Raw genomic sequence first — 14497 nt, 5'->3', positions numbered from 1 at the left:
TGGCTGGCTTTTATCCTTCGCGTCGAACCTCGACTGGCGGCATTTCGATGAGCCCAGTGCTATCTGCACGCTCCCTTTTTCTTTCGCTGGGCCTGTTATGGCTGATTGCGTTCTGGCTGGCACTGGCGCTGGGGCCGGTCAGTCTGTCATTCGGCGAGACGTTGAACGCCATGCTTCGCCTGCTTGGCGTTCCGTTGGGCGGCGAAGACATCGGCCAAGCCGAACTCATCCTGGGGCAGATACGCTTACCGCGTGCGTTGCTAGGAGTGAGCGTGGGTGCGGTGCTGGCTCTGTCCGGGGCCGCCATGCAGGGCTTGTTTCGCAATCCGCTGGCGGATCCTGGCTTGATCGGCGTATCCAGCGGCGCCGCGCTGGGCGCGGCGGTGACAATTGTTGGCAGCGAACTGATGGGCGGCGTCCCCTCATCGCTTGAGCCTTATCTGTTGTCGCTGAGCGCATTCGTCGGCGGTCTCGGCGTTACCGCTCTGGTCTATCGCCTCGGCCGACGCGATGGCCGCACCCATGTGGCCACGATGCTGCTCGCCGGTATCGCGCTGACAGCCTTGGCGGGCGCCGCGATCGGACTCTTTACCTATATCGCCGACGACAGCACGCTGCGCACCCTGACGTTCTGGAACCTCGGCAGCCTCAATGGCGCCAGCTATGCGCGGCTCTGGCCGCTGCTGCTGGTGACCTTAATGGTCAGTTTCTGGTTGCCGCGCCGCGCTCGCGCGCTGAATGCGCTACTGCTCGGCGAGTCGGAAGCACGGCACCTGGGGTTCGATGTCGAACGGCTCAAGCGTGAGCTGGTGTTCTGCACTGCGCTGGGGGTGGGGGTGGCGGTGGCGGCGGCCGGCATGATCGGTTTCGTAGGATTGGTGGTCCCGCATCTGGTGCGGCTGCTGGTCGGGCCCGATCATCGCCTGCTGCTCCCTGCCTCGGCCCTGGCCGGAGGAAGCCTGTTGTTGCTGGCCGATTTGCTGGCGCGGCTCATGCTGGCACCTGCGGAATTGCCTATCGGAATCGTCACTGCGCTGCTGGGCGCGCCTTTCTTTCTTTACCTGCTGCAGCGAGGGCGCCGGTGATGTTGCGAGCCCAAGGGATTACGGTGCGCCGTGGTGCTAAGACAGTGCTCGCCGAGATCGATTTGCAGCTGGCGCCTGGCGAGGTGTTGGGGGTGCTGGGCCCCAACGGGGCGGGCAAGAGCACTTTGCTAGGAGCACTGAGTGGCGAGCTGCCGGTCAGCGCTGGAGCGGTGTTGCTACATCAGAAGCCGTTGCACAACTGGAGCGGCCCTGAGCGCGCGCGTTGCCTAGCGGTGCTGCCACAGCATTCGACGCTGAGTTTTGGTTTCCGAGTCGATGAAGTGGTAAGCCTGGGCCGCCTTCCTCACGCCAGCGGTCATGTGCACGACACGGCGATCGTCACGGCTGCGCTGCAGGCTGCCGATGTAGCGCATTTGGCCCCGCGCAGCTATTTAGCCCTGTCTGGAGGCGAGCAGCAGCGCGTGCATCTGGCTCGGGTTCTTGCGCAGCTGTGGCCGGGCAGCACAGGGCAAGTACTATTGCTCGACGAGCCCACGGCGATGCTCGACCCGTTGCATCAGCACGGTATCTTGCAAGCGGTTCGGCTGTTCGCGGGGCAGGGCGGCGCGGTGCTAGTGATCCTTCATGATCTGAATCTTGCGGCACGCTATTGTGATCGCCTGTTGTTGCTCTCCGATGGACGCGCCCGCCTGACCGGCACGCCAGCACAGGTGTTACGCGCCGAGCCGCTGAAGTCCGTGTTCGGTCTCGACGTGCTGATCCAGCAGCACCCTGATCGGGGCCATCCGCTGGTCATTGCCCGCTGAGGAACTACTGATGCGATGTCTGCTATTTATCACTGCGGTCCTGCTCGCTGCCTGTCAAGCGGTGCCCCCCGTACCGCCATGGCAGAGCCCAGAGGGTCTGAAACATCCTGATCTAGGGCAGATCATCGACCTCCGTCACGGTACGAGGATTTCGGTTCGACAGCTGATCCAGGAACTGGCCGGCGCGGATCGCGTACTGGTGGGTGAGCGCCATGACAATCCCGACCATCATGCCCTGCAGCTCTGGCTTCTAGAGGCGCTGGCCCAGCGACGAGAGCAGGGCAGCTTGCTCCTCGAGATGCTCGACCCCGTTCAGCAGCAAAAGGTGGCCAGCGTGCAGGCGTCGATCGATCGGGGGCAATGGCCGTCGGATCTGCCGGCTACGCTTGACTGGCAACAAGGGTGGGATTGGAAGCTGTACGGGCCGCTGGTCGAGTATGCGCTAGCACAACCCTATCCAGTGCTTGCGGCGAATCTGGATCGCGCCGAGATCAGCGACATTTACCGTCGCGCACCGACAGTGACCGGTGCCGCGGCGACTGAACATGTACGCAAAGAGTTGTTGACGCAAATTCGGATTTCCCACTGCGACCTACTGCCCGAAGCACAACTGCCAGCAATGCTTGCCGTGCAACAGCAACGTGACCGGCGAATGGCCGAGCGGCTGGATGCAGCGCCGAAGCCGGCGATACTAATGGCTGGTGCTTTTCACGTGCGGCGTGACTTGGGGATCCCCCTGTATCTGGCAGATCAGGGCGATATCCGCAGTACCAGTGTGTTGATCCTTGCGGAAGTGGGCGAGGATCTACAGGCAGAGCAGGCCGATTTCGTCTGGTTTACTCCAGCTCAGCCGCAGCAAGATTATTGTGCCGGGCTCCGCGGAACGGCTGAATGACGGTCAAGCGGCGCCTATATCGAATCGTGCGAAGCAGCTGTGCTCGATCATTCTGCGCTTTCGCAAGATCTGATCCGCCAGGCTTTATGCGAGACAAAAAAAGACCCGGCAAGAGCCGGGTCAAAACCGTGATTAGCCTGATGAGGAGATAACCTGAAAGTCCAACTGCCTGGCCTTCCAGCTTACCGGCTGATCTTGCGACCAGTGGTGCTAATAATAACAATTCTCATTCAGTCGTCAATAGCTGATGCGAAATAAATTCGCATCGCTCAGTGCTGCCCCTTTCGTGGGTTATGCAGTGAGCGGCAAGCGCAGCTGGGTGACTTCCTTGTTGAGCAAGTCGATACGCCGGGCCATGCTTTCTATCAGGCTGTGAGCAATTTTCGGATTGCTCTGCATCAGGCTGAGGAACTGGTCCTTGGGAATCAGCATGACGGTGCAGGCCGAGGTAGCAACAACGGTGGCGCTGCGCTTTTCCTGGGTGAATACCGCCATGGCGCCGAAAATTTCATCGCGCTGGACGTCGCCGACTTTCTGTCCGTCGACAATCGCTTCTGCATGCCCTTCGATGATGATGAAGACGTTGTCCGCGTCATCGCCTTGGCGAATCAGTTCTTCGCCAGCGGCGAAATGCTGGAATCCGGTGGTGGGGTGGATTTCGGGTTGTTTGAGTCGCGCCAGCGCATCGGATAACAGCGCCGTCTGGCCAATGAGGTACTGGGTAAAGAGCTCCTGACGGCGTTGATCGGCATGGATATGTTGAAATACAGCGCTGCGCAAATAGGGAATCAGGCGAATCGATTCGTCGCTGCGATAGCGGCAGACCGGCAGTTCGATACCCTGGCGCAGCCCGAGAAGATCCCCTTCCTGCATGTAGAACAGTGGTTTTTCATCCACAAGCGCATGTAGAAGTCCGCTTTCGATGATGAAAAGTTGCTGCTCGGGTAGCGCGGCTGTCAGATCATCGGAGCCTTTGACCTCGACAGGCGGAGCAGAAGGTGTCAGGCCTTCTAGCAGTTGCGCGGGGATCCCCTGCAGACGGTTGATCAGCTGATCGGCGTAAGCCGGTTGTTCCCCGAGTAGATACATGACGGCAGTCCTTGGACAAGCGGGCTCACAAAGGTAGAGCGATGCGCGTGCTCACAATAAGATCGCAGCAGCCTAGAGTAAATCATGCCGCGCAGAGGTTGTGAGCTAGCTCTTGTCTCGGTGATCGCAACTTGCCAGGTGCTGGTTTAGCTCGCTCTTCAGTGCATCTGGCAGTTCCTTCCAGTTGATGTCCCGCAGTGCACCTTCAATGGCATAAAGCAGCACGCGCGATGCGCTGAACCCTCGCGACTTGACCGCCTGGTAAGCGCTGACCGCGCCGAGTCGGCGCAGGTCCTCGGCCGTGTGGATGCCGGAGGCGTGCAGCCATTGTGCGGATGTCTTGCCGAGATTTCTCAGGGTCAGCAACTCGTCGTGCATGCTCGCTCCTATCGGCCCGGATAGCCGGCGAGAAAATGAAGCGGCCAGCGAATCCTGCGTTGCCGCTCCGGGTCGCCCCATCGCTGCGCAAGGTCGGGTTCCAACTGAGCCACCGGATCCATGTCGTAGGCTTGCTGCCATTGTTTGACGGCCGACCAGGTGCGCAGATAGCCAAGCAACTGGGGCAGGTTCCAATGGACTTCGATGGCGAATTCCGGGGGCTCGATCGTTTCGAACGGAGCCCGGATGTCCTGATAGCCCGCATCGACGCTTTCACGGCCTCGTGGCCAGTAACCCTGTAACGTTTCGCCATGCAGGCGACTGATGACCTCGTCCAGTGCGGGATCGATGCGAAGTAGGCTGTAGCACCACGCGCAGAACAGGCCGTTCGAGTCGAGCACTCGCTTCGCCTCGGCAAAAAATGCAGGGGTTGCAAACCAGTGCAGCGCTTGTGCGACGACCATCAGATCGACTCGTCCATCGCGCAGCGGCAGCCGCTCGGCCTGGGCGGCGAAGCGCTGCACCGATTGCCAGTCGGCGCTGCCGCTCAGTTGATCGGGGCTGGCATCGCAGCTAAGAACACGGTCGAAATGCCCTAACAGAGGGAGCGTCGCCTGACCGCTACCCGCGGCCACGTCGAGAGCACAGCGTGTGCGCGGACACTGCTCGGCGAGCCAACTGAACAGGCTCTCCGGATAAGACGGGCGGAATTGAGCGTAATCGACGGATCGAATCGAGAAAAGCCGGACGCTGTCACTCATGGTGGCGGTCCGGCAAAACAGGCGGCAGAACGCGATGCGGCATGGTCGACTTCCATAGACAGACCTGTCGAAGTATAGAACCACCGCCGGGTTCTGCCCTCGGCGGTGCTTGGACACTGCTGGTTACGTCCGACGCGATTGCGTCAACCCAAGCGCTAGAGCCCTGGCAGCCGTTGGCGAATCGCACTGACCAGCGCGTCGAGACTGCCGGCCTCGGGCGTATCGATTTGTCGGTTGAGCAGTTGCTCGCTTTCGCTCAGCGGGTCGCGCGATGCCTGCTGCGCCTTGATCACAGCCATGGTCGCATCGGAGGGATCGCCGCCTTGGGCTTGCCGTTGGGCGAGCCATTGTTCGATAACCGCATTCGGCGCCTCGCAGGTCAGAATCATGAAAGGCACGCCGGTTGATTCAGCGACCTGCCAGCCCGCCTGGCGATATTGTTGCTTGAGGTAGGTCGCATCGATGACCACCGAAAAGCCTGCGTTGAGGGCCGTCTCGGCCAGCATATGCAGGCGATGATAGGTAGCGTCGCCAGCTTCCGTGCTGTAAATACCAGCATCCAGTTCGGCTGCGAGGGCTTCTGGTTGCGCGCCATGCAATCGCTTGCGTTCGACATCCGAGCGTAACCTGATCGCCCCCAGCGCCTCGACCAGGCGCAGCGCGACCTGGCTCTTGCCTACTGCCGACACGCCGTGAGTGATGGCGAGGAAGCGAGACGGAATGGCGCTATAGCTCTCTGCCAGATTGGCGTAGCCACGGTACTGACGCAGGATCACCCGGCGCTGTACCGCATCTTCTTCCTGATGCAGTCGGAACAGGTTGACCTTCGCGCGGACCAGTGCCCGATAGGCTTTGTAGAGGTTGAGCAATTCGAGCGCGGCGTAATCACCGGTACGTTCCAGCCAACCGTTAATGAAGCGTCGCGCCTGGCATTTCAGTCCGCGGTCCTCCAGGTCCATCGCCAGGAAGGCCGCGTCGGAGGCGATGTCGATCAGGCGGAAGGGTTCGTTGAACTCAATGCAATCGAACAACACCACCCGATCATCGATGAGGGTGGCGTTGCCCAGATGCAGGTCACCGTGGCATTCGCGGATAAAGCCCTGCTGGGTGCGCTGTGCCAGCAGTGGCTGCAAACGGGCGATACTCGTTTCGGTCCAGTCGAACAGCGCGTCGAGCTGTTGCAGATCGGATTGCTCGGTCAGCAACGGACGGATCTGCTCGAAGTTCTGCCGCATTGGCGCCACGATCGCCTCGGCACTGTTCAGAGGGTGCTCGGCCGGCACCTGCGGAATGCTCAGGTGGAACTGGGCGATTTGTTCGGCGAGAGCGTCTATATGCGCGTCGGTCAGTTCGCCCCGAGCCTGCACTTCGGCCATCAACTGTGTCTGTGGGAATTCCCGCATTTGCAGGAGGTACTCGATCGGCTCGCCGTCCCCGTCGATCACCGGGGCGTCGATGCTGCCGGTAATGGGCAGGACACGCAGATACAAGTCCGGTGCCATGCGTTGGTTCAGGCGCAGTTCTTCTTCGCAGAAATGCTTGCGATCCGCCAGGTTGGTGAAGTTGAGAAAGCCGAAATCCACCGGCTTTTTCATCTTATAGGCATAGGCTCCGGTGAGGATGACCCAGGAGATGTGGGTTTCGATGATCCTGAAACCGTCGACCGGGTGGGGATAGAGGGCCGGATTTTGCAACGCGGCGATCAATGCTTGGCTCACGGTCATTCCTTGCAGATTGTTGGGCGGGGCGTGTGAGCAATCGCGACGCGGATCACACACTCGGAAAACGGTCCATTATGTCTTTACGCGCGGTGCCTGCAAACCGCCAAGAGGCCGTCTGCCGAGTAAATCAAAGTGCGTATAATGCGCCGCCATGACTAAAGCACGCTCCTCTCGTTCCCGTTCCAAACGCCGTTCCGGTGGCGCCCGTCCCTGGCTGGGCTGGATGATCAAGCTCTCCATCGTGGGCCTGGTGGTATTAGCCGGCGTGGCCGTATACCTCGATGCCGTGGTGCAGGAGAAGTTTTCCGGCAAGCGCTGGACCATTCCCGCTACGGTTTATGCAAGGCCTCTCGAGCTCTTCGTTGGGCAGAAGCTCGCCAAGGAAGATTTCCTGACCGAACTCGACGCGTTGGGGTATCGCCGCGAAAAGGCTGTTAATGGTCCTGGAAGCATGTCGGTGGCCGCCAACGCGGTGGAAATGCATACCCGCGGATTCCGGTTTTACGAAGGGGCCGAAGAGTCACAGCGTATTCGGGTGCGTTTTTCCGGCGACTTCGTGGCCGGACTAACACGCAGCGACGGGGGAGCGCTTCCGGTGGCGCGGCTTGAGCCTGTCACCATCGGCGGGCTGTATCCTGCGCACAACGAGGACCGAATTCTCATCAGGCTCGACCAGGCACCGCCTTACCTTGCTGAAACGCTGGTTGCCGTCGAGGATAGAGAATTTTTTGATCACTTCGGCGTGTCGCCTAAGGCCGTCGCACGGGCTGTCTGGGTCAATCTCACTGCCGGCGAAGTGCGCCAGGGTGGCAGTACGCTGACCCAGCAGTTGGTCAAAAATTTCTATTTGACCAACGAGCGCAGCCTCAGCCGCAAAGCCACCGAGGCGATGATGGCAGTGCTACTGGAGCTGCATTACGACAAGAATGAGATTCTCGAGGCCTACCTCAATGAGGTGTTTCTCGGTCAGGACGGCCGACGGTCCATTCATGGGTTTGGATTGGCCAGCCAGTATTTCTTCGGTCGTCCGCTCGCCGAATTGAAAGTGCAGCACATCGCGCTGCTGGTCGGCATGGTGAAGGGGCCGACCTACTACAACCCGCGACGTCATCCGGAGCGAGCCTTAGAGCGTCGGAATCTTGTGCTCGACCTATTGGAAGAACAGCAGGTTTTGACACCAGAAGAAGCTGCAGCGGCTCGGCAGACGCCACTTGGCGTCACGCAGCGGGGTAGCCTTGCCGACAGCTCCTATCCGGCGTTCCTCGATCTGGTCAAACGCCAGCTGCGCGAGGATTACCGCGACGAGGATTTGACCGAGGAAGGATTGAGGGTGTTCACCAGCTTCGATCCGATCCTCCAGCGCAAGGCCGAGCAGGCCATGACGGAAACATTGAAGCGTCTTGGCAAAGCGGCAGAGGGCGTCGAAGGAGCGATGCTGGTGACCAATCCGGAAACCGGAGAACTTCAGGCGATGCTGGGCAGTCGTCAGCCGGGCTTCGCCGGGTTCAATCGGGCGCTGGATGCGTCGCGACCCATCGGATCGCTGATCAAACCGGCTATCTATCTCGCGGCGCTGGAAAAGCCTAGTCAGTACACCCTGACCACTCTGTTGGATGACGAACCGTTCTCGGTCAAGGGCGCCGACGGCCAAGTCTGGAAGCCTCAGAATTATGGGCGCACCGCTCACGGCACGGTTTATCTCTACCAGGCGCTGGCCAACTCCTACAATCTGTCCACCGCGCGCTTGGGGCTCGATCTCGGAGTCCCTCATGTGTTGAAAACACTTGAGCGATTGGGCGCTTCGCCGCAGTGGCCGGCTTATCCGTCGATGCTGCTGGGGGCCGGTGGTCTGCGACCGATCGAGGTCGCCGGCATGTACCAGACGCTCGCCAATGGCGGCTTCAATACGCCGCTGCGCGGTATTCGCAGCGTTGTGGCGGCTGACGGTGAGCCGCTCAGTCGCTATCCGTTCAAGATCGAGCAGCGTTTCGATGCCGGTGCGATCTATCTGACACAATACGCCATGCGACGCGTCATGCTCGAAGGTACGGGGCGCTCGGCCTACAATTACGTGCCGAAGTCGTTGGCGCTGGCAGGTAAGACGGGTACCACCAACGACTCACGTGATAGCTGGTTTGCCGGGTTCAGTCAGGACCTTTTGGCAGTGGTTTGGCTAGGTCGTGATGATAACGGCAAGACTTCGCTGACCGGCGCAACCGGGGCATTGCAGATCTGGGCGGATTTCATGCGTCGGGCTGATCCATTACCGCTGCAGATGCCGTTGCCCGAGAACGTCGAGCTGGCCTGGGTGGATGCGCAAACCGGGCAGGGTACGTTGGAAAATTGCCCTGACGCCGTACAGATTCCCTATATCCGCGGCAGCGAGCCCGCGCCGGGGCCTGGTTGCGGTATTCGAGCCCCAGCTGAATCGGTCATGGATTGGGTTCGCGGTTGGTTGCCCTGAGTGGTCCCAGCTTAATGGAATTTCAAGAGGTTCGAGTATTGAGCAAGCAATGGATGATGGTTGTGGCGGTCGCGGTACTGGTGCAGGGGTGCGCGACGGTTAAGCGAGGGGCGATACCCGTCGTCGATTCGGGTGCGCCGGTGTCGGAGGAGGTCTCGGCACGGCAGCCTTATCGCACTCCTGGTCCGTCTGTTTCCGCAGCGCAACCTACGCAAGATTCAAGCGTCATGGTCATGGTGCCGCAGCAGAATTCGGAGCCGTTGCAGGTCTTCGCGGCGCCGGATGCTGCATTCTCCAGAAGCACGGAGCCGGTACCTGGTGCGCCTGGGCAGTGGACCGCGCCGCAACCGGCCCCGACACCTGCACCAAGCCAGTCCATGCCCAGCGGCATCCCCTCGAATAGCGGAACGCTGTCGGCTGACGAACGGCTTGATGGGCCGGTATTGGCATTGCTTACGACGGCTCAGCAGCAACAAGGCGGGGGTGACCTGAACGGTGCCGCCTCCAGTCTTGAGCGCGCTCAGCGGATTGCTCCGCGGGAGCCTCAGGTGCTTTATCGTCTGGCTCAGGTACGCCTGGCCCAAGGCGACGCCGTGCAAGCCGAACAGCTTTCTCGACGGGGACTGAGCTATGCCAGCGGCCGGCCCGCGTTGCAGGCGAGTCTATGGGAGCTAATCGCCCAGGCCCGTGAGCGCCAGGGTAATACAGCGGGTGCCGCGCAGGCCCGCGAGCGGGCCAAGGTGGCGATGTGATGGATCGCCGCGTTGCCGAGCTGGCCGATCAGTTGCTGCTTATCGAACGTGAATTGCGCGTGCATGACTTATGGGCCTCGTCGCCGCCGGATGCCCAGGCGCTCGCCAGCCAGGAGCCGTTCTGCGTCGATACCTTGTCGTTCGAGCAGTGGTTGCAGTGGATTTTTCTGCCCAGGATGAAAGTGATCCTGGAACGCGATGAGGGGCTACCGACGGTTTCGGGGATTCTGGCGATGGCTGAGGTGGTCTATCGGGGCCGGTCGCAGCAAATGGCCGGCCTGCTGCAGGCGCTGGAAACCTTCGATTTGCTGATCAGTCGCGGCGATAAATGACGAACGCCAGCCGAAGAGCTGGCGTTCGATCCGTTGCCTTAATTGCAGGTCTCGGTGATCTTTTGCCGGGTCTCGCTGATGCGCGCCTGACGTTCCTCTTCATTTAGCCGGCGCACTTCACCTTTCTCTTCGACGCGTACACGCGGATTGTTCTGCAATTGCGCTAGATTGGTCCGCAACGTTGTGCAGTAGCGCTGCCGCTCCGCTTCCTGTTCGGCTACCTGCTGCTTCACCTGTCGATCGATCTTGCGCTGTTCCGATTCGCCCGCCGGCTCGGATTCTACAGGCGCAGCGGCCTCTGCCGCGGCAGGTCTGGGGGGCGGTGTCGCTGTGTTGAGTGTTTCGGCGGATTGGCCCTGCGGTGGCTGCGCGCCGAAATGGGTGACGCCTTGAGCATCCACCCACTTGTAAACCTGGCCAGCCATGACACTGCTGCTCAATGCAAGCAGCAGGCCGCCCGCGAGAATCGTCAAACGCATGCTAATCCCTTCTGTGGATGCAGAACCAAGCCGCTACTATACGCAAAACCCGAGCGACTCCATTCTGCGCTGGATCACAGCTGAAACAGCCCGAAGACCAACAGTGGGCTTGACTTGGCTGAGCCTAATCCGAACAATTCCATGCTTGCTGTTCTGATCGACCGGTTAAACGGGTCGTTCAGTCAATCATGAGGTGCACACCCGCGCCGACTTGTAACACCCGCAACGCGTTACCTCGCGCTGGGAGGAGCGCCCCGCAACACTTTGGGGTTCTCCTAATACTTGCTAGTCAGCAGCTGACGTAGTCGGCGACCACCGTCGCTCATGCGCTGTCTCGCAGTAAACCTATTTCTGGCCGGTCCGACGCGGGGCGGCTATCTGGCGTTCTAGAGGTGAACAACGTGGAACTTTTATCCGGCGCTGAAATGGTCGTCCGCTTCTTGCGTGACGAAGGCGTTAAGTACATCTACGGTTATCCGGGCGGCGCCTTGCTGCACATCTACGATGCGCTGTTCAAGGAAAAGGAAGTCACGCACATCCTCGTTCGCCATGAACAAGCCGCTACTCACATGGCAGACGGCTATGCGCGCGCGACCGGCAAGGCGGGCGTCGTCCTGGTGACCTCCGGCCCAGGCGCTACCAATGCCATCACCGGCATCGCTACTGCCTATATGGATTCGATTCCAATGGTGGTGATCTCGGGGCAGGTTGCCAGCAACATGGTCGGCACCGATGCGTTCCAGGAAACCGACATGATCGGTATTTCCCGGCCAATCGTTAAACACAGCTTCATGATCAAGCATCCTTCGGAAATTCCCGAGGTGATGAAGAAAGCGTTCTATCTCGCTCAGTCTGGACGTCCCGGCCCGGTTGTCGTGGACATTCCGAAGGACATGACCAACCCCGCCGAGAAGTTCGAGTACGTCTATCCGAAAAAGGCCAAGCTGCGCTCCTACAGCCCGGCGGTACGCGGCCACTCCGGGCAGATTCGCAAGGCGGCGGAACTGCTGCTCTCCGCCAAACGGCCGATCATCTACGCTGGCGGTGGCGTGATCATGGGCGGGGCATCATCACAGCTCACCGAGCTGGCGAAGATGCTCAATCTGCCGGTAACCAATACTCTGATGGGCCTGGGCTGCTATCCGGGTAGCGATCGTCAGTTCGTCGGCATGCTCGGCATGCATGGTAGCTACACCGCGAACCTTGCGATGCATCATTCCGATGTGATTCTGGCGGTCGGCGCGCGCTTCGATGATCGCGTGATCAACGGCGCGACCAAGTTCTGCCCGAATGCCAAAATCATCCATATCGATATCGATCCGGCCTCCATCTCCAAGACCATCAAGGCCGACATCCCGATCGTCGGCCCGGTGGACAGCGTGCTTACCGAAATGGTCGCCATCGTCAAGGAAATCGGCCAGACGCCAAACGCCGATACCGTTGCCAGCTGGTGGAAGCAGATCGAGGAGTGGTGCGGCAACCGCGGCCTGTTCCCCTATGACAAGGGCGACGGCACCATCATCAAGCCGCAAGCGGTCATCGAAACCCTGTGCGAGGTGACCCGCGGCGAGGCCTATGTCGCCTCCGATGTCGGCCAGCACCAGATGTTCGCGTCTCAATACTACCGGTTCGACAAGCCCAACCGCTGGCTCAATTCCGGTGGTCTCGGCACCATGGGCTTCGGCTTCCCCGCCGCTATGGGGGCCAAGCTCAACTTCCCCGAAGCCGACGTCGCCTGCGTGACCGGCGAGGGCAGCATCCAGATGAACATCCAGGAGCTGTCGACCTGCCTGCAATACGACCTGCCGGTGAAGATCGTCAATCTCAACAACGGTGCGCTGGGCATGGTTCGCCAATGGCAAGACATGCAGTACAACAGCCGCTACTCGCACTCCTACATGGAATCCCTGCCGGACTTCGTCAAACTGGTCGAGGCCTATGGGCACGTGGGGATGCGCATTACCGACCTCAAAGATCTCAAGCCGAAGATGGAAGAGGCCTTCGCCATGAAGGACCGCCTGGTCTTCCTCGATATCGCCGTCGACACCAGTGAACATGTGTACCCGATGCAAATCAAAGACGGCGCGATGCGCGACATGTGGCTCAGCAAGACGGAGCGGACCTGATCATGAGACACATCATTTCCCTGCTGATGGAAAACGAACCGGGTGCATTGTCCCGTGTGGTTGGACTGTTCTCGCAGCGCAACTACAACATCGAAAGCCTGACCGTCGCGCCGACCGAAGACCCAACCCTTTCGCGCCTGACGCTGACCACCGCTGGTCACGAAGAGGTGATCGAGCAGATCACCAAGAACCTCAACAAGCTGATCGAGGTGGTCAAGTTGGTGGATCTGTCGGAAAGCGCTCACATCGAGCGTGAGCTGATGCTGATCAAAGTGAAGGCCACCGGCGCGCAACGCGCTGAGGTCAAGCGCACCACGGACATCTTCCGCGGCCAGATCGTCGATGTGACGGCCAATGTGTACACCATCCAGCTGGCCGGTACGACCGACAAGCTGGACAGTTTCATCCAGGCGGTCGGTACCGCGTCGATCCTGGAAGTCGTGCGCAGCGGTGTTACCGGGATTTCCCGTGGCGACAAAGTGCTGAGCATCTAATTAGTTTAATGAATGGCCCGACCGGCCAGTAACAGGGGTAATTCCATGAAAGTTTTCTACGATAAAGATTGCGACCTCTCCATCATCCAGGGCAAGAAGGTTGCGATCATCGGTTACGGCTCCCAGGGTCATGCGCATGCCTGCAACCTGAAGGATTCAGGCGTTGATGTCACTGTAGGTCTACGTGCGGGCTCGCCATCGGTTGCCAAGGCCGAAGCTCACGGTCTGAAGGTCGACAATGTTGCAGCTGCTGTTGCCGCTGCCGATGTGGTGATGATCCTTACCCCGGACGAGTTCCAGGGCCGCCTGTACCGTGACGAGATCGAGCCAAACCTGAAGAGGGGCGCTACCCTGGCCTTCGCTCACGGCTTCTCGATCCATTACAACCAGGTCGTGCCGCGTGCTGACCTCGACGTGATCATGATCGCGCCGAAGGCTCCAGGCCACACCGTGCGTTCCGAGTTCGTCAAGGGCGGCGGCATCCCCGATCTGATCGCCATCTATCAGGATGCCTCCGGTAATGCCAAGAACGTTGCGCTGTCCTACGCCTCGGGTGTTGGCGGTGGCCGTACCGGCATCATCGAGACGACCTTCAAGGACGAAACCGAAACCGACCTGTTCGGCGAGCAAGCCGTTCTCTGCGGTGGTTGTGTCGAGCTGGTCAAGGCCGGCTTCGAAACACTGGTCGAAGCGGGCTACGCGCCGGAAATGGCCTATTTCGAGTGCTTGCACGAGCTGAAGCTGATCGTCGACCTGATGTTCGAAGGTGGCATCGCCAACATGAATTATTCGATCTCCAACAACGCCGAGTACGGTGAGTACGTGACCGGCCCGGAGGTCATTAACGCCGAATCCCGTGCCGCGATGCGCAACGCACTTAAGCGCATTCAGGACGGTGAATACGCCAAGATGTTCATCACCGAAGGCGCTGCCAACTATCCGTCGATGACTGCCTACCGCCGCAACAATGCCGCTCACGGCATCGAAGTGGTTGGTGAGAAGCTGCGTTCCATGATGCCGTGGATCGCTGCCAACAAGATCGTGGACAAGAGCAAGAACTGATAGCGATCCTGCTTGAAAAAAGAACGCGGCCTCGGCCGCGTTTTTTCATTGGATCTGCTGGCTTCTGGTATAAAACCGCTGCCGGCGCCTGG

General features: G+C 60.1%; 14 protein-coding genes. 9 read left to right on the top strand and 5 right to left on the bottom strand.

Features of this window, described 5'->3' with window-relative positions:
* Positions 1-47 precede the first annotated feature (47 nt).
* The 3 genes from ACL0K2_RS08515 to ACL0K2_RS08505 are packed head-to-tail and all read left to right on the top strand — an operon-like array spanning position 48 to position 2747.
* The gene (locus tag ACL0K2_RS08515; RefSeq protein ID WP_045163436.1) at positions 48-1085 is read left to right on the top strand and encodes a FecCD family ABC transporter permease; all 1038 of its coding nucleotides are present in this window, start codon (positions 48-50) and stop codon (positions 1083-1085) included.
* Entirely contained in the window at positions 1085-1852 is a 768-nt protein-coding gene (locus ACL0K2_RS08510) for a heme ABC transporter ATP-binding protein (protein WP_239610542.1), read from the top strand. The genes ACL0K2_RS08515 and ACL0K2_RS08510 overlap by 1 nt, the downstream gene beginning before the upstream one ends.
* Positions 1853-1862: 10 nt before the next feature.
* A complete protein-coding gene (locus ACL0K2_RS08505; protein WP_413044227.1) occupies positions 1863-2747 on the top strand; it encodes a ChaN family lipoprotein in 885 nt (294 codons plus the stop codon).
* A gap of 291 nt (positions 2748-3038) precedes the next feature.
* Here ACL0K2_RS08505 and ACL0K2_RS08500 read toward each other — a convergent pair whose 3' ends face one another.
* The 4 genes from ACL0K2_RS08500 to ACL0K2_RS08485 form a co-directional block, all read right to left on the bottom strand.
* A complete protein-coding gene (locus ACL0K2_RS08500) occupies positions 3039-3836 on the bottom strand; it encodes a cyclic nucleotide-binding domain-containing protein (protein ID WP_413044226.1) in 798 nt (265 codons plus the stop codon).
* Positions 3837-3941: 105 nt separating this feature from the next.
* On the bottom strand, positions 3942-4214 hold the full coding sequence (locus ACL0K2_RS08495; RefSeq protein WP_045163432.1) for a TfoX/Sxy family protein: 273 nt from the start codon (positions 4212-4214) through the stop codon (positions 3942-3944).
* An 8-nt stretch (positions 4215-4222) separates the two neighbouring features.
* Positions 4223-4975, bottom strand: a complete 753-nt coding sequence (locus ACL0K2_RS08490) for a class I SAM-dependent methyltransferase (RefSeq protein WP_413044225.1) — start codon at positions 4973-4975, stop codon at positions 4223-4225.
* 155 nt (positions 4976-5130) lie between these two features.
* Entirely contained in the window at positions 5131-6693 is a 1563-nt protein-coding gene (locus ACL0K2_RS08485; RefSeq protein ID WP_045163430.1) for an AAA family ATPase, read from the bottom strand.
* A 154-nt stretch (positions 6694-6847) separates the two neighbouring features.
* Between ACL0K2_RS08485 and mrcB the strand changes: the two genes are divergently transcribed.
* Genes mrcB through ACL0K2_RS08470 form a run of 3 tightly spaced genes read left to right on the top strand, consistent with a single transcriptional unit; the run spans position 6848 to position 10244 of the window.
* Positions 6848-9160, top strand: a complete 2313-nt coding sequence (gene mrcB, locus ACL0K2_RS08480; protein WP_045163429.1) for a penicillin-binding protein 1B — start codon at positions 6848-6850, stop codon at positions 9158-9160.
* A 53-nt stretch (positions 9161-9213) separates the two neighbouring features.
* Positions 9214-9912, top strand: a complete 699-nt coding sequence (locus ACL0K2_RS08475) for a tetratricopeptide repeat protein (protein ID WP_045163428.1) — start codon at positions 9214-9216, stop codon at positions 9910-9912.
* On the top strand, positions 9912-10244 hold the full coding sequence (locus ACL0K2_RS08470) for a YqcC family protein (protein WP_045163427.1): 333 nt from the start codon (positions 9912-9914) through the stop codon (positions 10242-10244). Before ACL0K2_RS08475 ends, ACL0K2_RS08470 begins: the two co-directional genes overlap by 1 nt.
* 38 nt (positions 10245-10282) lie before the next feature.
* Here ACL0K2_RS08470 and ACL0K2_RS08465 read toward each other — a convergent pair whose 3' ends face one another.
* Positions 10283-10723 carry a DUF4124 domain-containing protein gene (locus tag ACL0K2_RS08465; RefSeq protein ID WP_045163426.1) on the bottom strand — a complete coding sequence of 147 codons (441 nt, stop codon included), beginning with the start codon at positions 10721-10723 and terminating at the stop codon, positions 10283-10285.
* 401 nt (positions 10724-11124) lie between these two features.
* On the opposite strand from ACL0K2_RS08465, the gene ACL0K2_RS08460 reads away from it, so the two are divergent.
* Genes ACL0K2_RS08460 through ilvC form a run of 3 tightly spaced genes read left to right on the top strand, consistent with a single transcriptional unit; the run spans position 11125 to position 14405 of the window.
* The gene (locus ACL0K2_RS08460) at positions 11125-12849 is read left to right on the top strand and encodes an acetolactate synthase 3 large subunit (RefSeq protein WP_413044224.1); all 1725 of its coding nucleotides are present in this window, start codon (positions 11125-11127) and stop codon (positions 12847-12849) included.
* Between the two features lie 2 nt (positions 12850-12851).
* Positions 12852-13343 carry an acetolactate synthase small subunit gene (gene ilvN, locus ACL0K2_RS08455; protein WP_045163424.1) on the top strand — a complete coding sequence of 164 codons (492 nt, stop codon included), beginning with the start codon at positions 12852-12854 and terminating at the stop codon, positions 13341-13343.
* A gap of 45 nt (positions 13344-13388) precedes the next feature.
* On the top strand, positions 13389-14405 hold the full coding sequence (gene ilvC, locus ACL0K2_RS08450; RefSeq protein WP_413044223.1) for a ketol-acid reductoisomerase: 1017 nt from the start codon (positions 13389-13391) through the stop codon (positions 14403-14405).
* Positions 14406-14497 lie beyond the last annotated feature (92 nt).

It is taken from the genome of Pseudomonas sp. YJ42 (assembly GCF_047225135.1).
Classification (GTDB): domain Bacteria; phylum Pseudomonadota; class Gammaproteobacteria; order Pseudomonadales; family Pseudomonadaceae; genus Stutzerimonas; species Stutzerimonas stutzeri_E.
Note: the sequence above shows the minus strand (reverse complement) of the source record. Positions and strands in the feature narration are given on the sequence as shown.